Annotated in this window: 19 protein-coding genes and 2 pseudogenes; 12 read left to right on the forward strand and 9 right to left on the reverse strand. The window is 31.7% G+C overall.

Going from position 1 to position 19,355, the window contains the following annotated elements:
* Positions 1–4: 4 nt before the first annotated feature.
* The 3 genes from RXO53_RS05195 to RXO53_RS05205 form a co-directional block, all read right to left on the reverse strand.
* Complete coding sequence (locus RXO53_RS05195; protein WP_410713196.1) at positions 5–496, reverse strand: zinc ribbon domain-containing protein; 492 nt, start codon at positions 494–496, stop codon at positions 5–7.
* 152 nt (positions 497–648) lie between these two features.
* Positions 649–1,146, reverse strand: a complete 498-nt coding sequence (locus RXO53_RS05200) for a hypothetical protein (protein WP_410713197.1) — start codon at positions 1,144–1,146, stop codon at positions 649–651.
* A 95-nt stretch (positions 1,147–1,241) separates the two neighbouring features.
* Complete coding sequence (locus RXO53_RS05205; RefSeq protein ID WP_410713198.1) at positions 1,242–1,529, reverse strand: DNA-directed RNA polymerase subunit K; 288 nt, start codon at positions 1,527–1,529, stop codon at positions 1,242–1,244.
* A 120-nt stretch (positions 1,530–1,649) separates the two neighbouring features.
* On the opposite strand from RXO53_RS05205, the gene RXO53_RS05210 reads away from it, so the two are divergent.
* Entirely contained in the window at positions 1,650–2,024 is a 375-nt protein-coding gene (locus RXO53_RS05210; protein WP_410713199.1) for a hypothetical protein, read from the forward strand.
* A 51-nt stretch (positions 2,025–2,075) separates the two neighbouring features.
* Here RXO53_RS05210 and RXO53_RS05215 read toward each other — a convergent pair whose 3' ends face one another.
* Positions 2,076–2,456: a hypothetical protein gene (locus RXO53_RS05215; protein WP_410713200.1), complete on the reverse strand. Its 381-nt coding sequence runs from the start codon at positions 2,454–2,456 to the stop codon at positions 2,076–2,078.
* An 845-nt stretch (positions 2,457–3,301) separates the two neighbouring features.
* Here RXO53_RS05215 and RXO53_RS05220 point away from each other — a divergent pair.
* From RXO53_RS05220 to RXO53_RS05235, 4 genes are all read left to right on the forward strand, one after another.
* Positions 3,302–3,643: a hypothetical protein gene (locus RXO53_RS05220; RefSeq protein WP_410713201.1), complete on the forward strand. Its 342-nt coding sequence runs from the start codon at positions 3,302–3,304 to the stop codon at positions 3,641–3,643.
* A gap of 226 nt (positions 3,644–3,869) precedes the next feature.
* On the forward strand, positions 3,870–4,181 hold the full coding sequence (locus RXO53_RS05225) for a 50S ribosomal protein L21e (RefSeq protein ID WP_410713202.1): 312 nt from the start codon (positions 3,870–3,872) through the stop codon (positions 4,179–4,181).
* A gap of 13 nt (positions 4,182–4,194) precedes the next feature.
* Positions 4,195–4,551 carry a hypothetical protein gene (locus RXO53_RS05230; RefSeq protein WP_410713203.1) on the forward strand — a complete coding sequence of 119 codons (357 nt, stop codon included), beginning with the start codon at positions 4,195–4,197 and terminating at the stop codon, positions 4,549–4,551.
* Positions 4,552–4,583: 32 nt separating this feature from the next.
* On the forward strand, positions 4,584–6,653 hold the full coding sequence (locus RXO53_RS05235; RefSeq protein WP_410713204.1) for a DNA topoisomerase I: 2,070 nt from the start codon (positions 4,584–4,586) through the stop codon (positions 6,651–6,653).
* Between the two features lie 11 nt (positions 6,654–6,664).
* Here the strand turns inward: RXO53_RS05235 and RXO53_RS05240 are convergent, their stop codons facing one another.
* Positions 6,665–7,189, reverse strand: a complete 525-nt coding sequence (locus tag RXO53_RS05240; RefSeq protein ID WP_410713205.1) for a signal peptidase I — start codon at positions 7,187–7,189, stop codon at positions 6,665–6,667.
* 42 nt (positions 7,190–7,231) lie between these two features.
* Positions 7,232–10,234: an adenosylcobalamin-dependent ribonucleoside-diphosphate reductase gene (locus RXO53_RS05245; protein WP_410713206.1), complete on the reverse strand. Its 3,003-nt coding sequence runs from the start codon at positions 10,232–10,234 to the stop codon at positions 7,232–7,234.
* 510 nt (positions 10,235–10,744) lie between these two features.
* On the opposite strand from RXO53_RS05245, the pseudogene RXO53_RS05250 reads away from it, so the two are divergent.
* The 3 genes and pseudogenes from RXO53_RS05250 to RXO53_RS05260 all read left to right on the forward strand — a co-directional run.
* Positions 10,745–10,953 (forward strand): annotated as a pseudogene (locus RXO53_RS05250) (RNA-guided endonuclease TnpB family protein); the annotation flags it as partial.
* A 358-nt stretch (positions 10,954–11,311) separates the two neighbouring features.
* The gene (locus tag RXO53_RS05255) at positions 11,312–11,497 is read left to right on the forward strand and encodes a hypothetical protein (protein WP_410713207.1); all 186 of its coding nucleotides are present in this window, start codon (positions 11,312–11,314) and stop codon (positions 11,495–11,497) included.
* 8 nt (positions 11,498–11,505) lie between these two features.
* Complete coding sequence (locus tag RXO53_RS05260) at positions 11,506–12,372, forward strand: hypothetical protein (RefSeq protein WP_410713208.1); 867 nt, start codon at positions 11,506–11,508, stop codon at positions 12,370–12,372.
* Here the strand turns inward: RXO53_RS05260 and RXO53_RS05265 are convergent.
* The gene (locus RXO53_RS05265) at positions 12,355–13,152 is read right to left on the reverse strand and encodes a hypothetical protein (RefSeq protein ID WP_410713209.1); all 798 of its coding nucleotides are present in this window, start codon (positions 13,150–13,152) and stop codon (positions 12,355–12,357) included. The genes RXO53_RS05260 and RXO53_RS05265 overlap by 18 nt on opposite strands.
* 273 nt (positions 13,153–13,425) lie before the next feature.
* Here RXO53_RS05265 and RXO53_RS05270 point away from each other — a divergent pair, with 273 nt between their 5' ends.
* The 4 genes from RXO53_RS05270 (at position 13,426) to RXO53_RS05285 (ending at position 17,094) form a co-directional block, all read left to right on the forward strand.
* Positions 13,426–14,316: a DUF655 domain-containing protein gene (locus RXO53_RS05270; protein WP_410713210.1), complete on the forward strand. Its 891-nt coding sequence runs from the start codon at positions 13,426–13,428 to the stop codon at positions 14,314–14,316.
* A 15-nt stretch (positions 14,317–14,331) separates the two neighbouring features.
* Positions 14,332–15,111: a 16S rRNA (adenine(1518)-N(6)/adenine(1519)-N(6))-dimethyltransferase RsmA gene (gene rsmA / locus RXO53_RS05275; RefSeq protein ID WP_410713211.1), complete on the forward strand. Its 780-nt coding sequence runs from the start codon at positions 14,332–14,334 to the stop codon at positions 15,109–15,111.
* Between the two features lie 355 nt (positions 15,112–15,466).
* Positions 15,467–16,702, forward strand: a complete 1,236-nt coding sequence (locus tag RXO53_RS05280; RefSeq protein WP_410713212.1) for a hypothetical protein — start codon at positions 15,467–15,469, stop codon at positions 16,700–16,702.
* A gap of 152 nt (positions 16,703–16,854) precedes the next feature.
* On the forward strand, positions 16,855–17,094 hold the full coding sequence (locus RXO53_RS05285) for a hypothetical protein (RefSeq protein WP_410713213.1): 240 nt from the start codon (positions 16,855–16,857) through the stop codon (positions 17,092–17,094).
* Here RXO53_RS05285 and arcC read toward each other — a convergent pair.
* Positions 17,081–17,998: a carbamate kinase gene (arcC, locus tag RXO53_RS05290; RefSeq protein WP_410713214.1), complete on the reverse strand. Its 918-nt coding sequence runs from the start codon at positions 17,996–17,998 to the stop codon at positions 17,081–17,083. The two genes, RXO53_RS05285 and arcC, sit on opposite strands and share 14 nt — an antisense overlap.
* 143 nt (positions 17,999–18,141) lie before the next feature.
* Positions 18,142–19,266 (reverse strand): annotated as a pseudogene (locus RXO53_RS05295) (MFS transporter); the annotation flags it as partial.
* Between the last annotated feature and the right edge of the window lie 89 nt (positions 19,267–19,355).

Consider the following 19,355-nt stretch of genomic DNA (forward strand, 5'->3'; position numbering starts at 1 on the left):
AGGGTTACACCCCTTTTATGGGTGCTACTCTGTTATGTTCTACAATAAAAGATAGGGGTTTCTTTATTGATGATAAGACTTTACCTGTTGCTTTCTTTAATATGTTTAAAGCTCCATTTAAATCCGAATGAAGTTTATGTTTTAAGGGACAACTAACGACTCCCCTTGGTCTTCTTTTAACTTCTATATTATGATAAGCACAATACTTTGAGGTATTATACTCAACGACCTCAAAAACTTTAATGCCATATTCTTGTGCTTTAAGTTCAATTGTATCAATTAATTTACGATAAGACCACATGTTTACTGTGAATTTGTTTCCTTTTTCTTGTGCGATGTTAAATGGATAACCTAAGTAAAGAAGCCAAGTACCGTCGTTTAATACTACACTTGCTAAAACGTTTATGCCTAAGTCTATTGAAGTGACCTTGTTACCTTTAGGTGATTCAACTGAAATGGTTTTCCTTTCACCATAAACAATATACTTGCTCTTCATTCCAGTTTTAGTTTTCTCAACACCTACTTCAACTGGTATAGAAGCATACCATGCGTTTCTTGTTTCATCATAGTATATCTCCAGCCTACCTTGTTTACCATACCATCTAAGTCTACTAGCAAAATCTATTTCTAGGTTGAAGTCCTTGAGGATTAACTTGTGTTTTGTTCGTCAACAACATATCTATCTTGTCTAATAACAAGTAAAAGCTTCCTCTTCTTAGTTTCTCTATCATTCCAATAACGCGGTAAGCTAACATGTTTCATGAAGAGTGGCAATTTTCCTTCATTCTTCAGCTTTAGAAGAGAAAAAAATGAGTTCCATGCCTCATTGCTCTTCTGCATAACTGCTTGAGCATTAACTTTTAGTTCTTCCTTATACTTTTCATAATACTTGTCCCACGTTATATTAAAGTCTACTTTCTTTTCGTGAAAAAACTGTTGCCTCCTCTCATAGTTTAACTCGTTGAAGAGCTTTGATGAGATATTAGATAGCCTTCTGAGCTTCCTTTTCTGAAAACCATTTGGTAGAAGACGGACTACATTTTTTCTCTTATTTGTATAATTAACTTCGTAGATGCCTTCATCTGGTATTGCGGGAGAAATCGGCTCCCGCTCCTCATGTTTTAAGAGTTGACCAGACGAAGGCATCTGGAGAGCATCTCAAATAGAAATAGTATTTTTGGTTAAAAATTTTATTCTGTCCCTAGAAGGGCAAGGCTTGTCGTTCTCTTTATCACATTTTACTATATGTTACCCTTTAAAAGTAACTTTATTGGTATCACTTGCTTTAATCCAGATGGCGTATACCTTATAACAGAAACTGGTAAAATGCCATTCTCTACTTCATACCTAGCTATATCAACTGGATCTGTGGAATTTATTAATTCAGTTTTTATTAATGGAGGAGCATTATGGGTTAATTGAAGTGATCTTATACCTATTATTTTGGCTTTTTCATATTTAGTTAAATATGGTGGCCCTATTATTATATCTTCTCTAATTTTTGGATATGCCATATATGAACCTGACATTTTTTCCACCTATTTATCCTCTTCAAATATTACTAAAATTAGAGATTAAAAATTAAATGCTAAATTTTTTATACTAACAAAATATTAGGGTGTAAGTCTAGATTAGAATTAAGGATTAAGATGAAAGAAATTAAATTAAAAATAGAACCAGGAAATTATAAAAGTGTAAAACTAGAATTAAGCGATGCTATAGAATTACTAAAAATTGTTGCTTCTCTAAGAGGTTTAGAAACAAAGGATGTTATAGAATCTTTTAGAATACTGAACAACTTTGACGAGTTTTATGAATATCAAAGAAAGAAGTTTAAAGACTATGTAACTCCAGATAAAGATGTAAGCGACATGATAAAAGGTTCAGTTATTGTTGATAATATGAAACTAATCAAAGAAAATAATAAAAAGTTTGTTATAATAACATTTGATAGAAGATTAAAAGAAGAATTCATAATTAAAGGATTAAATCAAATAGGATATAATGTAAATATTGAAAAATAGTAAACCAAGCCGATCTCGCAAACATCCTTTGATGAGAAAATAATGAAACTATTATTCATTTGTTTCGCTTTTTTCGCTTTTCTTTTTACTAGTCTTCTTTTTACTAGATTTCTCTTTTTTACTTTTTTCGCTTTTCTTTTTACTAGTCTTCTTTTTACTAGATTTCTTAGACCTTCTCGACTTCTTTATAGAAGAACTAGATAATTCAGACATTTTACGTTCGACTTCTTCGTTATAATATGCTCTTGCTTCATTAACTTTAATTTCATTTTTAACAGCCTTCTCTAAAATATCAAATGACCTCAACATGATATCTAGTAGTTCAGGGCTTTCTACTTTATACTCAATTAGCTGTTGAGATTCTTCTTGGGCATTGTTTTGTTGCTCTTGTTCTTCCTCCTCCTCACCTACCTCATCTTCGCTTTCGCTCATTTTTTCACCTAAACTTAAAATATGGTAACGCGAATTTAATATTTTCATTTGATTTTAAACATTGTCGGGGATTAAAGACTATCTACCCTATAGTATATTATAAGAACATTTTTATGTCAGATCTTAATAATAAATAGACCTTGGATATAATAGCTGATAGTATCCTCTGACTGAGAGTTTAATCATATAAAGGACGCCATTGCAACCATTATTCTTAAGGTATTATAGAATATTATTTTAACGGGACCTTCACCATTGTAAGTTAGGGAGGATCTAATTATTAAGAGAAGCTGGTAATATTTCTAACTTCCTCTTTGTCCTGAAGGGTGAGAGGTCCCTTAAGGCAGATCATAGGCTCGCGGTTTAATACCTTCATCTTCATCTCTTCATAGCTAGTTGGTGAAATTACCCACCTACTCCATTTCAGGTAGACCACTGTTAGACCTTCAACCAATTACCCCTATCCCTCGCTGGCCTCTCCTCTCAGATCCAAGGGACTCAGGGATATGTTTTCAAAGTATAGGGACATACTTTGGCCTTGATTTAGGACTTCCCTACACCAGCTCTGTTAGTTGGGGTAGAGGCATACCTCATGTTTCAGTGACGCATACCCCTTTAGCAGCTGTCTCAATTTTTAATAAGTCTTTAAATTCAAAAAATTTTACGCCGTCCCTACAAGGGCAGGGTTTGCCGTTCTCCTTATCATAAGAGAAAGATAGTTTATTAATTGTTTACCAGATGTTTGAAAACATATATATAAGCTTTTCTCCTTTTAAACAGAAATAGTCCTTATCAAATAAATATCTACATAGCTGAAATAAATAATATACACAGAGGTATTAGAATTGATGTATTTAGATGACAATATATTAGGGAGGACATTTAATATGGATAAAATAGATTATACAGGAGGTAAATTTAATGAATTTGTTAGTATGTTAAGCAAAAAAGCATTAAATTCATTTATGGGGGCATATATACTTTTAGATAGCCAATCTAAAGTAAAGTTTAACATGGGATTTATAGAATTATTGTTGAAAAGTCCTGAAAACGCCTGCATACTAGCTCGTGAAGCTTTGGGAGAACAGTTTATGTTTTTAATAAAATCAATTTTGGTAGGTAATGAATTTAATGAAATAAGAAATTATATATTAAATAGCTGTAAAAGCTTTTTAAGTTCTTCATAAAGGATTATAGATTAAATGTTAATAATTGTTACAAAGTTAATAATTACAGCAATTCTATACTAAATTTATCCCAGACCTAAAGGTTTCCAATACAATTTAATATGAAATACAAGCATTTTACTATAATTTAAATCCATAGAATTAACCAAAATCTTTATCTTTATAAAATTTATAAACTTACATATACTCCTTAAATGGCGAGGTCTTTAGCCGTAAGGTGATTCAAATGGTGAAAGCATCAACAGGATATAGAAGCAAGACAAGAAATATGCTAAGAAAGCACATCAGAGAAAGGGGAGGTGTTCCAAGGTTAAGTAAAGCCTTATACCCATATCAAATAGGGGATAAGGTTGTTATATACATAAATTCATCTTTTCACGATGGAATGCCTCACAGAAGATTTCATGGACTAACTGGAGAAATTGTTGATAAAAGAGGAAAAGCTTATGTAGTAAAAGTAAATTTAGGAAATAAAGAAAAGACTATTATAACATATGCAGTCCATCTAAAACCCTTCTTAGAACAAAAGTCCCAATAAGGGGTCTTATATTATGGAAAGAAGGATTGAAGAAAGACGCTATATTTCCTATTATGAAGCAAAATATTTTATGGAAAGAAGGATTGAAGATTCACAACAAATAAACTCTCTTCAAGAAAAATCATGGGATTATTTAAAAACCTTTGGTGTAGGCGATTCTAAAGAGGCTAAAGAATCGATTAAAAAATTAGTTAGTTTTGGCTTAAAAGAAACAACGGCTATTATGCTGCTAAATGTTTGCCCTGATAACAACTCATTTATAATATCTATTATTTCTTCTTTACCGGAAGAAAATTCAACAAAAATAGACGAAGAAAAATCGAAAGAAATTTTTAACATAATAAATAATTTTTGTAGTAAAAAAAGTTAAACTCCTTATTTCTATAAATTAGTTGAGTAACTATGAGTAAAAACTCAAGCAGGAATTGTTATTCAAATAATTTTACTGCTTTAATAGCTGAAAAACCAAGGGCTGCAGAAAAAATTGCTTTAGCCTTAAAAGATTACGGAAAAATTGAAAAATGCAAGTATTATAGAATCCCTTATTATATGATTAAAAATGATAAAGAAACAATTTTAGTTCTACCAAGTGCAGGACATCTCTTTGGACCATCTACAAGTGGCAGAGGGATACCTATAATAAAGATAGTTTGGAAACCCCTTTGGGAGTTTGACAAATCAGCCTACTATACAAAACCATATTATATGATGATGGCATCAATCCTGCCTAAAGCAGACGCATATATAAATGCCTGTGATTATGACATCGAAGGAAGTGTTATAGGATATAAAATTATAGAAAGCTTTGGAGATATTAAAAAGGCTAAAAGGATGAAATATTCTACTTTAACAAAAACAGATATTTTAAATGCATTTAATAAACTATCCCCCCTAGATTTAGATAATGTAAATGCAGGTTCTGCCAGACATGAGTTAGATTGGCTATGGGGAATTAACGTCTCAAGACTTCTCATGAAATCATTAAAGAATGAAACAGGAAAGACTGTTTCTTTGAGTGCAGGTAGAGTGCAAAGCCCAACACTTGCAGAGGCTATAAAAAGATGGGAAGAAATAAACCTTTATTTACCAAACCCTATTTTTTCTATATCAATATTAGGTGAGTATGAAGGAAAAAAATTTTTAATAACCCCTAAGGATTGGTATCCAGAAACAATTTCTGAAGCAAATGATGTCAAGAAATATTTGGAAAAAAATCCATATTTAATAGTTGAAGATTACAGTGAAAGTAAAGATAAGATTTCGCCACCACCTGCTTTTAATTTAGGGGATCTCCAAAAAGAAGCGTCAAGAATTTACGGCTATTCACCATTTAAAACCCAAAGCATAGCCGAAGAACTTTATTTAGAGGCATTGATAAGCTATCCAAGAACAAACAGCCAAAAGTTGCCTAAAACTATTAATTATGCTCAAATATTAAATAACCTATCAAAACAAAAATACAAGAGTCTAATTGAAACCTTGTTGAAAGAAACCAATGGGAAACTAAATCCAGTTCAGGGCAAAGAAGACGATCCTGCTCATCCAGCCATATACCCAACAGGTGAAGTTCCAAAGAAATTATATGGCGATTATTTGAGGATCTATGATCTTATTGTTAAAAGATTTCTTTCGGCATTTTCAAAAGATGCATTATTGAATAAAAGTTTTGTAACTTTAAGAGACGGATTAAATAGAAAATATAAGGCAGAAGGATTAGTAATAATAGATGAAGGGTGGTTTAAATATTATAGTTTTTCTTATCCAAAAACTAATGAAATACCTGTTTTAAGAAAAAACGACAAAGTAAAAATAATAAATATTGACTTAAAAACAGTATGGCCAAAAACTAATGTTTTTCTAAGCAGACCTTCATTACTTAGATGGATGGAAAAGGTAAACATTGGAACAGAAGCAACAAGAGCTAGGATTATAGAGATACTTTATAAAAGAAAGTACTTAATAAACAGAGGCAAAAGAACAGAGGTAACTAACCTAGGATATACTGTATATAAGGCTATAGAATTAATATCGAAACAACTAATTTCACCAGAACTTACTAGGAACTTTGAGGAAAAACTAGATATGATATCGAAGGGCAAATATTCTAAAGAAGATGTAGTAAACGAGGCTAAAGAATTTCTTTCTAAGGTAATAAAAGAAAAACTTGATGACAAAAGTTTAGGTAAAAACTTAGCAATAGCATTAGGTATAGAAGAGCCTGAGGAAAAGTGCTCTATATGCAAAAGACAAGCTAAACATAGAGTTTCAAATTATAATTTATGTGATTTCCATTATATGGCTTTAAAGAAAATGAATGAAAAATTGCCAGATCTATCAAAAAGGTTAGAAATTGATGAAAACAGAATATTAAAAGAGTTATCAGAAAATGCTATCGTTGGTTTGTGGATAAGAGAAGCAAGCAAATTTTTACTTCAAAATGATGAAAGAATCGCCTTCAGGGGAATTAGTTAAAAACCAAAATGTTATATCTTTATGCCAAATGATAAAAAAGCATCACTACCAGTACCTCTTATTGCAAGAGCAAAGCTTCCTATATATGGTATAACTATTGGTTCATTTCCATTATAAGTCCATACAACACCTTTTATTTCAAAATACGGAACCCCTCCTGTAGTAAAACCATTTATAGTATAATATCCACAATATTGAGGATAGCCTGGATCTGGTATTGGATTATTATCTCCTTTTATTATAAAACACTCCGTTCCGTTATGTTCATATATACCAATAACTCTATGTATAATTAACGTTCCATAATAATTGTAGACTATTACGTTGCCTATCTTAATATTGTTATACGGTTTCTTGTACATGATAGCAACATCTCCAGTATGAAGGGTAGGCTTCATACTTATTCCATCAACAATAACTGGCGTTATACCATAAACTAAATGGGCAAATAAAGCAGCCCCAATAATTAATATCATAACTGTAATTAATATAGCATTACCATATTTTATTTTTTGCCTCATTTCATGCTTATCCATATCAATCCCATAAAAATTATAGAAATAGGAAGTTAAAAAAAATTAGAGATCACACGTTTTACAGGTGCTATTTTCATCTGGTTTTAAACTTACAATGCCATTCCTACTATCCTTAGCTATACCAAATAACTGAGAAAGCTTTCTATCGGATTCTACATCAGTTACTCTCATTTCTTTTTTAATTATTGTCATTCTAGACTTCTCCTTTTTCTTTTGCTTTATAGGTTGCACCAATATATTTTTTGCCTCTCCACCAAAATATATTACTTGTATTCCTTTGCTCTCATCCCTATAAATTGTTACCCCTTTTAACCCTCCTAACCATGCAACAAGGTATGTTGTGTAAACGTCGTCTATTTTTGAATCACTTGGCAAATTAATTGTTTTGCTTATAGCTTGGTCGGTATAAATTTGTGAAGCTATTTGATGAGATAAATGATACCATAAATCGAAATCCATGCTTGTAGAGAAGATGTTTGCTAAATTTCTTATTTCTTCTATTAACCCCTTGTAATCTACATCGTTTTTAGATACTATTTTGCCATCTTTTTCAACAACCTTACTTTTGCCCACTATATAATTCTCTATATCGTTTAATGCCCATCTAATACTGCCTTTGTGAGATGATATAAATTTAAACAGATCATCTAAAAATTCAACAGATAAGTTATATTTCTTTGCTAATTCTAATACTTTATCTCTAAATATTGATATTGTTTCCCAAAACTCTCCTACTGCAACTCTTCTTAAATATACTAGAGCAAAATATGGCTCTATTCCACTGCTGGTCCCAGAGATAATGCTTATAGTTCCTGTTGGAGCTACAGTATTTACAACTGTGTTTCTTGGTGCTTTTGCGCCTATTGACTTTCCATAATCTATAAGTTTATTCCATGTTAATCCAGGATTAAACAACGCGTTAATAAGCAATTTCTTTGCATCGTTTATCGAAAAGTCAAAGGAATTATTTATATCATCTTTAGAAATTGAAAATACATCATTTAATACTTTATAAAATGCTTCATCTCTAATAATATTTATTGATCCATCTTGCATTACTCTTTTCGCGGTTTCTCCAACAAATCTTTTAGAAATCTCTGCTGGTATTTTTACATCATGGTACTTTACATTTACCCATCCGTCTTTAATTTTCATAACTTCATTAGCCTTAAGTAAAGCAGGTGTATGCAACTTTAAGGTTTCTTCAATATCAGCTTTCTCAACACATTTCATTTCCTTCCAATCCCATCTTTTGCATTCAAAAGCAGGAGCATGCCCTAATTTAGCACCTAATTCCCAACTTCTTTTCCATGCAAAAACTTCAATTGCTGCAGAAACTATCAAAGTAAATGCAACAGCCTCATCGCTGTCATATGGATAATTAAGTGCCGCTACGGCATTTGCTAATCCCATTATCCCTAGCCCTATTTTTCTCGTGATTGAGTTTATCAGGGTTTGCCTCTTATCAGGATGTTTATTTAAGTCAATCACAGCATCCATTGAATCCACAATCAATTGTATATCATCATAAAAAGCCTTCAAATCAAACTTATTATCTTTAATATACTTGTTTAAGTCTATAGAACCTAAGTTACAGCTTTCAAATGGATATAAGTGCTGTTCACCGCATGGGTTTGTTGCAGTAACTACGCCCAACCAAGGAGTAGGATTGAATTTGTTATGATTGTCAGGGAATATTAATCCTGGATCTCCACCTTCCCATGCAGCTTTAATTATCTCTTCCCATAAAAGCCTTGCATTATATTTCCATATCTTTGTGTTTCTCTCATTAAAGTCAACTTTTTTACCTGATGTCTTGTTTGCCTCTTCTAAGTCATTAATTGCTAAAGACTTTGTTTTTTCTAAAACATCTTCAAATATGTTTAAGTATGGATTATCTAAAAGCCATTTGTTTTCTTCAATAAGTTTTCCTATTCTTCCTAAACCTGTTTCCTTGCTAATACTATAATGAATTCTATAAACTCCATTTTTATCCTTGCTATATCTTGGATTTACCATCCACCATTCATCATCATCAATAAGTGATTTCATAAAGGCATCGTTTACACCAACACTTATGTTAAAGTTAGTTAAAAATGAGTCCTGCATAGGGGTTCTCTTGGATTGTATAAAGCCTGCATCTTCTGGCATATAATAGCCTTCCTTAGAAAGCTTTTCAGCCATCATTTTTAATATTGGATTTACTTCATATAATTCATCTTTTTCGATTTGATCAAATGCATCTTTAACTGCCTTTATAAATGCCCTAACTTGGGGAGGTAATGTATTTGCTAAAGCCTGCCACGAATCGTATTTTGGATTATATATATCAGGATGCCAAATATGTAATATACCCATATTAGCTCCTCTTCTCTTACCCCCCTGTTTAACAACATCAGTTGCGACATCATATAGCCTCATAAAGCTTAATGGTCCACTTGCTACCCCGCTTGTACCGGCAACAATATCTCCTCTAGGCCTTAGTTCTGAAAAACTAAAACCTTGGCCTCCGCCATATTTAAACGTTAAGGCTTGAACCTTAACTCCATCTAGTATGCCTTCCATGCTATCAAAAACCGGTGTAACATAACATGCACTTAAAGCTCCTTTAGCTCCATCAGAAAACATATTAAATAATGTTGGAGAATTAAACATAAATTTACCATTTATTAATAAATTATAAAGTCTTTCTTTATCTGCCCTAGAAGAGAACCCTTCGGCAACTCTTCTCATAACCATTGAAGGCGTTTCTAATGGGTTTAACAATTGACTTTTTACCATATATCTCGATTGTAATACTTTTATTGCATTATAAGTAAATTTCATATCATCTTCGCATGGTTCATTCCTTTTACCTTCAACGAAATCTTTTACGCACTGTGGAATATCAGCTAATAAACCACCATTTGGCGCCCTTTTATTATATTCTTTTAAAACAGCTCCATAAATTTCTTTCAACAAAAGCTTCCTAGCTTCTATTTCAATTTCTGGCTTAAATGTTGATTCCTTAATTAATTTTAATTGATCAGCTTCATTTGATGCCATATTTACACCCCTTCTTAAATCCACCAATCGCGTTTAGCGTAAATATATTATGATTGAGTAAGGTAAATATTTTTCTGGGCATATTCTAACACTGACCTCTCTATCATATATTATATAGGGTTGTATTACCTTATCTTTTGAGTAAATATTTTTCTGGGCATATTCTAACACTGACCTCTCTATCATATATTATATAGGGTTGTATTACCTTATCTTTTGAGTAAATATTTTTCTGGGCATATTCTAACACTGACCTCTCTATCATATATTATATAGGGTTGTATTACCTTATCTTTTTTTCCATTTTACAACTGAAAGCCTCGCCCTTTAAGGTGAGGATGAGAAAAGTTTTTTAATTTAAAAACTTAAAAATTGAGACAGCTGCTAATGGGGTATGTATCATTGAAACATGAGGTATGCCTCTACTCCAACTAACAAGTGTAATATAGGAATCGTGTAGGGAAGCCTAAATCAGGGCCAAAGTGTATATGTGTCCCTACACATTAAAAACATATCCCCAAGTCCCTTGGATCTGGAAGGTAAGGGCAACTCCCAGTGAGGGATAGGGGTAATGGGTTGAAGGCCCAGCCAGTGGTCTATCGCTGGACGGATGGAGCGGGGTAGTGAAGAAACCTCTACCTGCTAGCTATGAAGTGATGAAAATGAAGGCGGTAAATCACGAACCTATGATCCGCCCTGAAGGAACCCTTGCCCTTTAGGGCAGGGAGGAGGTCAGCCCTCTTAGATATAACTTCAACGCCTTTAAAAGCGCAGAGACAAAAGGGTATTGCTTTAAAACCATAAATACGCAAATATTATACTCAAGAGCCTTAAGTTTTAGCATTAATGTTAACTTCCATTATCTCTTTGGATTTTCTGTAATTAGTCCCTAGTTGATTTTAATTTAACTTTTCCATTGAAGAGCTGTTACCTCCTCTGTATTTTAATTCTTTGAAAAGGTTTGCTCAAGCATTAGTTTATTTTCTGACCTCCTCCCCGCCCTGAAGGGCGAGTTTCCTGAGGTCTTAAGGGTTACACCCCTTTATGGGTATTACTCTATTATCCCTCAAGCCGATATTGCGGGAGAAATCGGCTCCAGCTCTTCATGTTTTAAGAGTTGACCAGACGAAGGCATCTAAAGGCATTTCAAATAGAAATAGTATTTTTGATTTAAAAGCTTTTATTCCGCCCCTAGAAGGGGCGAGGTTTGTTGTTTCTTTATCATTTCAATTTAGGAATATCTACAATAGAAAGTCGAGGTGAAAAAGCAGTTGGCAGAGAAGATAACCAAGATGTGCTCAATATGCAAAAAAAGACCTGCAGTTTATTATAGAACATACAGTGGCGAGTATATTTGTGCTAAATGCTTAAATAATGTAATCGAAAAAGGAGTTAAGAGAGAAATAAGCAAAACTAAGATTTTAAACATGGACAGCAAAATAGTTATACCAATAACTTATTTTTCTCCAGGTTCATCTATAGTTTTATCTAACATTCTCTACAGAATTGAGAAGCAATTTAAATCAAAACTTGCTATAATAGTACCTAAAGATTATGATATAGAAAAAATTAAAAGCTTTTTAGAGGATAAAACAGATATATTAATTGCTGATATTAGCATCAAACCTCCTGATAAGCTGTCTCTAATGGAATGCCTAAGATATGAAAGAGCTTGGTCAATAAAATCAGCTAAAGCTTTAGGCTATAATTTTATTTCATTACCTATAACAAGAACAGATATATCTTTAATTTTATTAGACTCTATATTAAATGGAAAAAGTGAATTTCTATCCGAATCATTTGAATTTCTAGATATGGATAATATAAAAATATTTTATCCTTTTTCTGGCATTGAGGGAGAAATTCTAGCATCTTACGAATTTATATCTGGAGTAAAAATAAATCCTTTATGTTCTACTCATATAAAATCAAAAAGCATATTTTACTCAATAGCAGGTTCAAGACCCGAACTTGATTTTGGGAGCCAAAGAATTGTTGAAAGATTAAACAACATTACAAATAAGTTAAGCAAAACTAAATGTAAAATTTGCGGAGGTTTTTCTGATCATGAAATTTGCAATACGTGTATCAAATTAAACTTAAGAAATATTGATGTTACTTTAAACATTTCTTCTTAACAAATTTAATAGGATGCTTTTTTCTTCTTTACTTAAATGAAGTTTAATGCTTATCTTATCTTTCTCTTGTAAACTAGGTGGCTTTATTTCTCCATCATAAATTATGTAGCCAGAATTTACTATCTCCTCTAATAAACTATTATTATAAATTTTTCTTAGATTAACAAGCTGATCTTTTAAATTTATATCTTTTTTTATATCCTTCTCATCAAGAATTGCTCCACAAACTATGCAATTCATATCGGGCATAACAGAATTAAAACCGCAAACAGGACACCTTATTGGAGTTCTATTACCATAGTTATTCCAAAGTTGCCTTAAGTTTTCTATTAGATCGGGTGCATTAATTTTCTTAACTATCTTATAAAGTTTGGGAGCAGCCTTTCCAGCAAATTCTGGTGCATAAGCTATTATAAATTCAACTCTATCTCTGGAATCTATCTCATCTCTTTCAATAAGCCTGGCTGCAACAGCCTTCATAAATTGATCTTTTAAATTTACAAATTTTTTCATCAAAGATTCTTCTGAGGGCTTAGTTACCCTAGACTCCACTATAGAGGTTATTATTTCTTCAACCAAATCCTTTATATCATTTGGACTTAAATTAATTAGATCAAGGCCAAACCTATCTATTATTTCATTTGATATACTAGTCACAAAATTATTAAATTCTTCATCACTAAGCTTTGCTTTTTTCTGTGATTTCTTTTTATTTTCATGGCCTTTATTATTCTCTTCTTTATTTTTAATTGATTCACCTTTTCCTTTCTTTCTAGGCATACTACTCAATCCGTATATAAATAACTACTCTGCCCTAAATATAATTAAGTAAACTAAATCCCATAGATATGTTGTTTAAAACTCACATTTATTCATTTGGACTTCTCATTTAATAGACAACACATATTTTTTGATTAATTTATTAAAAGAAACGTTTATATTAGGATGAAATCTTAATACCTTAATAAAAATATTATTTCAATTTAAAAAATTTTCTACAAATATAAATAAATAGGATGAAATATCTTTAAAAATAGAAGGGAGTGAGATTTAATGGAAGGTCAGAGGGCTCCACAGAAAAAAGAAGGAGAACATATAGCAGGAGTAGAAATAGAGGCAGTTATACTAGATTACATGGATAATGGATATTATATGGATCCACATCCATGGCATAAAGAAAAACCCATAGCACAAGCTATTGGAGTGAGAAAATTTACTATATTAGATGGCATCCCTTTGGGACATAAGTTAGAATCCTTAGATGTTGTTACATTAGCGAGAGAAACAGTAAAAACAATAAACGAACCTTTAGACCCTACAGGTAAAAAATTTAAAACATTTGATGTCTCATTAGCTTGTATACCTGGAGCTGATAAAAAAATATATTGTACTACTATATTTCCAGTTTCTCAAAGAATATCAGATTTAATAGATATATCTCTTTCAGACCCAAATAGCGGGCTAGTTTATCTGAAAAACCCCTCTGACCTTTCGAAGGTAGCTAAAGAAAGAGGCCTTTCAGAAAAAATTTTGGCAGTTCCAAGAACACCTATATCTTATAAGGATTTATCAGAAATAGCAAAAAGAACTCTACCTGAGGCTATTAAGTTGATTATTAGGAAAAATGAAAAACTATTTGTTGAATTCTTTAATATAGCAGAACCAATAAACATAAGACTACATTCCATTGAGTTATTAAGAGGCGTCGGAAAGAAAACGCTTAAAACGCTTCTTGAAACTAGACAAGCTAAAAAAATTACTAGCTTTGATGAAATCAAAAAAATATTAAAGGTTGATCCTATAGATATTCTTGCAGACAAAATAATCGATGAAATTACAAACCAACCAAAATATTATTTATTTGTTGAACCTAAAGATCCAAATATTTTATTTTTAAATTACCTAGATTTAATGAGAAAAAGTCTTTATCAAAAGACAAAATGAAGCTGAGGAATAATAATGGAATTAAAAAATTTTTATTCTATATGTAATAATTTTGAGGACAAAATTAAAATTAAGTTAATTAAAAAAATATCACAACATTTTTTGCTTGATTGCAATTATATAAAACTTTTCTATGACCAATTAATTCAATACAAAAATCAAGATTTCCTTGAGATAGGAACCGGCATAGGATCAATTACATTACCTATATCACTTCTTGCAAAAAGGGTTATAACAATAGAAATTGATAGAAGGCTCTCCTATGTAAGAAATTTTTTACCATATAATGTAGAATTCATTTTTGGCAATGGAATTAACATTGTAAAGTCGACGAAAATACCTATATTGGTATCTAACATACCATATAATATAACTTCAAAAATATTAATTAATCTTGCAAAAAATAATAATATAAAATATGCTGTATTAGGAATGCAAAAAGAAGTTGGGAATAGAATAATAGCAAATCCAGGAGAAGAGAGCTATGGTAGATTAAGCATAATTATGCAACTTTTATTCAAAGCAAAAATAATTGGGTACATACCATCAGAAAAGTTTATCCCAAGACCTAAGGTAGATAGCTCAGTAATAGTTTTAGAAAGAAAAAATTTATGGAATGAGAACCTCACTAGGCTAGAAAAATTAACCTCTTGCTTATTTTCTCAAAGAAATAAAAAAGCTGAAAAGGTCATAAAAATCTGTACCGACGAAGAAAACCTAAAAAAAATTAACCTCAAAGAAAAAAGAGTTAAGGATTTAACTCCAAATGAAATATTAGCTCTGCTTAATATTTAATAAATTAAAATTAATTTTAATAAATAATAAAAACTCTCATATCTGATTTCTAATTGAAATCATTTGTATTTACTTTATGACCTCCTTCCAGCCATGAATGTTTTCTTAAGGTCTGAGGATTATACCTTTTATAAGTATGCTAGATTATTATAGTTGCTTAACACTTTCCTTAGAATGACACTCTTTATTTAATTTTATCAGAATTTAAAAACCTTTATCCCAATCTGGAAAAGAGATACATGCCATTTTTATTGCCATTAAATATCAGTTTTTTACAAAAAAATAAATAGAAAGCTCTTTAAATTTTTATTAACCATTGCTAAATATAGAATTAAAGCGCGTAAGGTGCTTCTTTGTGACAAGAATACCAGCCGAGCTATGTGCTAGATGCAAAGGATACAAAAAGCTATGCGGACTTCCAAAATGTCCTATATTAGAAGAATTTAGATCTCAATTAAATTCATCTCTAAAAATAATTGATAAAAATGCTGGAGGATCAACTCCTCCCAGCGGTCTTGTAGGAGAATATGGTTATCCAAAAGTTCTCTTTCACTATATGATACCTCCAGGAATAAATGGGGATGAAGCTAAATACAGGGATAATCCTATTTTGTGGTCAATTAAAAAGGAGCCTTTAGAAAATATAATCAAAATGAGAAGCGAACTCGTCTCAGCTACAATAGTTGTTGATATAAATAGACCTTGGGAATTGTATCAGAATGAAATAGGCTTAGCAATAATATCTGAAAGGCCTGTTGATAGTGAAGTATTGCTTAAAAAGCCTCCATTACCAAAATTATCATTCGATGGTATAACTAAACCAGTCGGTCCTAGAGCCCCAGCTGAAAAAATAATTGTAAGGAGTAATCCCAAATTAAGTAAAGCAACAGAAAAAATCATATGGGATGATTTGAAGGCAGAAAATGCTTTGTGGAACCTATATAAAGAAGGAGTTGATGTATATATTTTACAAAATATGTTAAGCTTAGGTTTTTTAGGAAAGATAAAGCAAAGGAGGCTTGTTCCGACAAGATGGTCAATAACTGCAATTGATGATACTCTTTCCAAATATTTAAGAAAACAAGTCAGAGAATTTAACGAAATAAGCCAATACGAAATATATGAGGGTGAATATTTAAGCAATAGATTTTTAATAATATTAATACCAGGAGATATAGAATTTGAATGGATTGAAGTTTGGCATCCTTTATCAATATGGACAAGATATGCTGAAAAACCTATTATAAGCAAAGTTGAAGAGGATGCTTTAGGAAGGGTTTCTACCCCAGATGGCGGATTTTCCGCTGCAAGGCTTGCTATATTGGAGTATCTTTTAAAAACAAAAGTAAAGGCAAGCATAGTTATTTTGAGAGAGATTTTACCTTCCTATTATGCTCCTGTGGGGAATTGGCATATAAGAGAAACTGTTAGAAATTCCTTGATTAAAGGCTATAAATTTAAGACTAATGATATAAATGAAGTCAACAAATATGCAAGTAGTTGGCTTAAAGCAGATCCAACCTATGTGTTAAAAGAAAGCTATCTATTAAAATATAGTTTGAAGAAAAGAAAGCTATCTGAATTTATTTGATAAAATGAACGGCAAACCTCGCCCTTCAGGGCGGGGAGGAGGTCAGAATAAACTAAGTGAATTTAATTTAATATTTCTTTCTAAAGGATTTTATTAATATGCTAAATCTAAAAATATATACTTTTGCGCACAAAAAAATTCACGGTGGAAAAATGTCGAAAGAAAACAAAATAAAGACAGTTTTTGAACCAATCTATATGCTCAGTTATAAACCTTCTTCAGGATGTGAGTTTTTTGAAGTATTAGAAAATAATGGAAATTATTATGCCAGATGCAAGATTATAGATTCTCTGATAACAAAGAGTAAAGTAAATAAATGTGAAAACTATTGGAAAGATTGTCCTTATAGAAGGCTCAGTTTAAAATCTCAAAGAGGAATCAAGGAACTATAACAGTTCCTGATAGACCTTTTATTACATTATAAGCATCGTCAAGATCTCCTATAATTGCAGTTCCATTTGTTGATTCAACATATTTAATAGAAGCTAATACCTTTGGGCCCATAGATCCTTCAGGGAACATACCTTTTTTATATAAATCGCGTAACTCATCAACTCCTACCTTTTCTAACCATGTTTCATCTTTTTTACCATAATTTATTGCAACTCCTTTTACATCAGTTAATATTATAAATTTATCAGCCATAATTTTTGTGGCTAATAATGAACTTGCCAAATCTTTATCAATTACAGCTTCTATTGGAATGTAATTTTCTTTTCTCTTTATAACAGGAATTCCTCCACCCCCTGCAGCTATAACTATATATTTTTCATCTAGCAATTTTTTAATAATATCAATTTCTAGTATATCAACTGGCATTGGACTTGGCACTACTCTCCTATAACCCCCTCTAGGGTCTTCTTTAAATACCCAACCAAATTCTTTAGATAACCTCTCTGCTTGATCCATTGAAAAATAACTTCCTACATATTTAGTAGGATTTGAAAACTCTTTATCGTTATCTAATACCAAAGTTCTAGTTAATATAGCAATAGCTTTTCTTTCCTTTAAATAATTGGAAAATGATTGCTGCAACATATATCCGATCCATCCCTGAGTCATTGCGTCTGCTATATCTATGGTTAATGCTCTTTCTGAGTTCATAGAATACATCATTTCTATAAGATAGCCTACTTGAGGTCCATTACCATGAGTTATAACTATATCATCCTCATGTTCTATTGATTTAGCTATTGTTGCGGCTGCATTATTTACATTTTTCCATTGATCATCTACACTACCTTTATCACCTTTTCTTAATATGGCATTACCTCCTAACGCTATTAATAGTTTCATGTATATTCCCTCTGCTCGCTATTATTTGATGGCAAGCTATTTACTTCTATACCAGAGTATTAATTTCTTAACGTATGATTAAAATTTAATCATTCTTATTAAAAAATATTTTTTAATGCCCACTATATAAAAAATAAATTATATTATTTTATTCCAAATTCCTTATATAAACTTTTCATTTCTTCTACTTTTTCTACTGCTTCTTTATTTATTTCTTCTAATGACCTTGCTTTTGTCTCTGGAACCAACGTTAATGTTACTATTGCAGCTATTATAGCTGTTACAGATAAAAACCCTACAGCAAAGAATTGACCATATTTAGCAAACAAAACCGGAAAAACAAATGCAGTTAAAAAACCTCCTATTCTTCCAGCGGCAACAGTTAATGACTGTACTATATTTCTAACCTTAGTAGGTGCTAATTCTACACCCAAAACTCCTGATGCGCTTATAGATCCAGGTCCTGCTTGTTGTGAAAATTGCATTCCACCATATAATATTAAAGCTAAAACAGCAGAAAAAGCATGTCCTGCTAATTCTTTATATGCGGCGAATGCCAATAGAGATAATGCCATTCCTATAAAGCCTATGACCTGCAATGGCTTTCTTCCAGCTCTATCTATAAATGATAAGGCTATTATTCCTCCAGGTATTACGAAAGCACCTTCCATTATTAATTGGAATACTCCAGAATTTACTCCTAGACTTGATGCTATTAATGATGGACCAAATAATATTCCAGCATAAGCAACAATATCAAATAAAAACCATAATAAGGCAGCAACTATGAATTGTCTCCAGTATTTAGCAAAGTAATAAGAGAATGAATTATTATCTTTCAAGTTTGAATTTATGTTAATAGTATTTCCAGAAACTTGTTTTACAACATTTTTTAGTCCTTCCATATCACCTTTAATTCTTCCTAAGAATCTTGCAGTTTCTGGAATCTTTCTTCTTAAGTATATTACAGAAGCTGCCGGTATTGCACCTGCTGCTAAAACTATTTTCCAAACAATCATGGGGCTTAATCCCAATGCTGAAAGACCTAAGTATACTAGTGCAGAAGTAGTAGCTCCAAATCCCCAGAATAATCCAAAACCAAGCGCCATTATTTTTCCTCTATCTTTAGCATTTGAATGTTCTGCCATTATTAGTGGTGAAAGGACATAATCTGCACCTACACCAAATCCTAGTAAAAATCTCACAATTATTAATTCTATTGGAGAAGAAACAAAAGCCTGTAAGAGTTCGGCTTTTATCGTGACTAATAGTCACTTTTAATGACTATTAGTCACTCGGCCTCATCACTCCTCTTCTCCTCCCCACGCCTAGGTTAGGGAGTATGGACTCCCAGCCA

The sequence above is a fragment of the Caldisphaera sp. genome (assembly GCF_046536515.1).
Taxonomy (GTDB): domain Archaea; phylum Thermoproteota; class Thermoprotei_A; order Sulfolobales; family Acidilobaceae; genus Caldisphaera.

What these genes read in the sequence shown, in the direction of transcription:
- RXO53_RS05235 (WP_410713204.1), top strand. Translation starts at nt 4,584, where the DNA reads ATGAGTAAAAACTCAAGCAGGAATTGTTATTCAAATAATTTTACTGCT.
- RXO53_RS05270 (WP_410713210.1), top strand. Translation starts at nt 13,426, where the DNA reads ATGGAAGGTCAGAGGGCTCCACAGAAAAAAGAAGGAGAACATATAGCA.
- RXO53_RS05230 (WP_410713203.1), top strand. Translation starts at nt 4,195, where the DNA reads ATGGAAAGAAGGATTGAAGAAAGACGCTATATTTCCTATTATGAAGCA.
- rsmA (WP_410713211.1), top strand. Translation starts at nt 14,332, where the DNA reads ATGGAATTAAAAAATTTTTATTCTATATGTAATAATTTTGAGGACAAA.
- RXO53_RS05195 (WP_410713196.1), bottom strand. Translation starts at nt 496, where the DNA reads ATGAAGAGCAAGTATATTGTTTATGGTGAAAGGAAAACCATTTCAGTT.
- RXO53_RS05200 (WP_410713197.1), bottom strand. Translation starts at nt 1,146, where the DNA reads ATGCCTTCGTCTGGTCAACTCTTAAAACATGAGGAGCGGGAGCCGATT.
- RXO53_RS05245 (WP_410713206.1), bottom strand. Translation starts at nt 10,234, where the DNA reads ATGGCATCAAATGAAGCTGATCAATTAAAATTAATTAAGGAATCAACA.
- RXO53_RS05210 (WP_410713199.1), top strand. Translation starts at nt 1,650, where the DNA reads ATGAAAGAAATTAAATTAAAAATAGAACCAGGAAATTATAAAAGTGTA.
- RXO53_RS05205 (WP_410713198.1), bottom strand. Translation starts at nt 1,529, where the DNA reads ATGTCAGGTTCATATATGGCATATCCAAAAATTAGAGAAGATATAATA.
- arcC (WP_410713214.1), bottom strand. Translation starts at nt 17,998, where the DNA reads ATGAAACTATTAATAGCGTTAGGAGGTAATGCCATATTAAGAAAAGGT.
- RXO53_RS05285 (WP_410713213.1), top strand. Translation starts at nt 16,855, where the DNA reads ATGTCGAAAGAAAACAAAATAAAGACAGTTTTTGAACCAATCTATATG.
- RXO53_RS05265 (WP_410713209.1), bottom strand. Translation starts at nt 13,152, where the DNA reads ATGCCTAGAAAGAAAGGAAAAGGTGAATCAATTAAAAATAAAGAAGAG.
- RXO53_RS05215 (WP_410713200.1), bottom strand. Translation starts at nt 2,456, where the DNA reads ATGAGCGAAAGCGAAGATGAGGTAGGTGAGGAGGAGGAAGAACAAGAG.
- RXO53_RS05240 (WP_410713205.1), bottom strand. Translation starts at nt 7,189, where the DNA reads ATGGATAAGCATGAAATGAGGCAAAAAATAAAATATGGTAATGCTATA.
- RXO53_RS05225 (WP_410713202.1), top strand. Translation starts at nt 3,870, where the DNA reads ATGGTGAAAGCATCAACAGGATATAGAAGCAAGACAAGAAATATGCTA.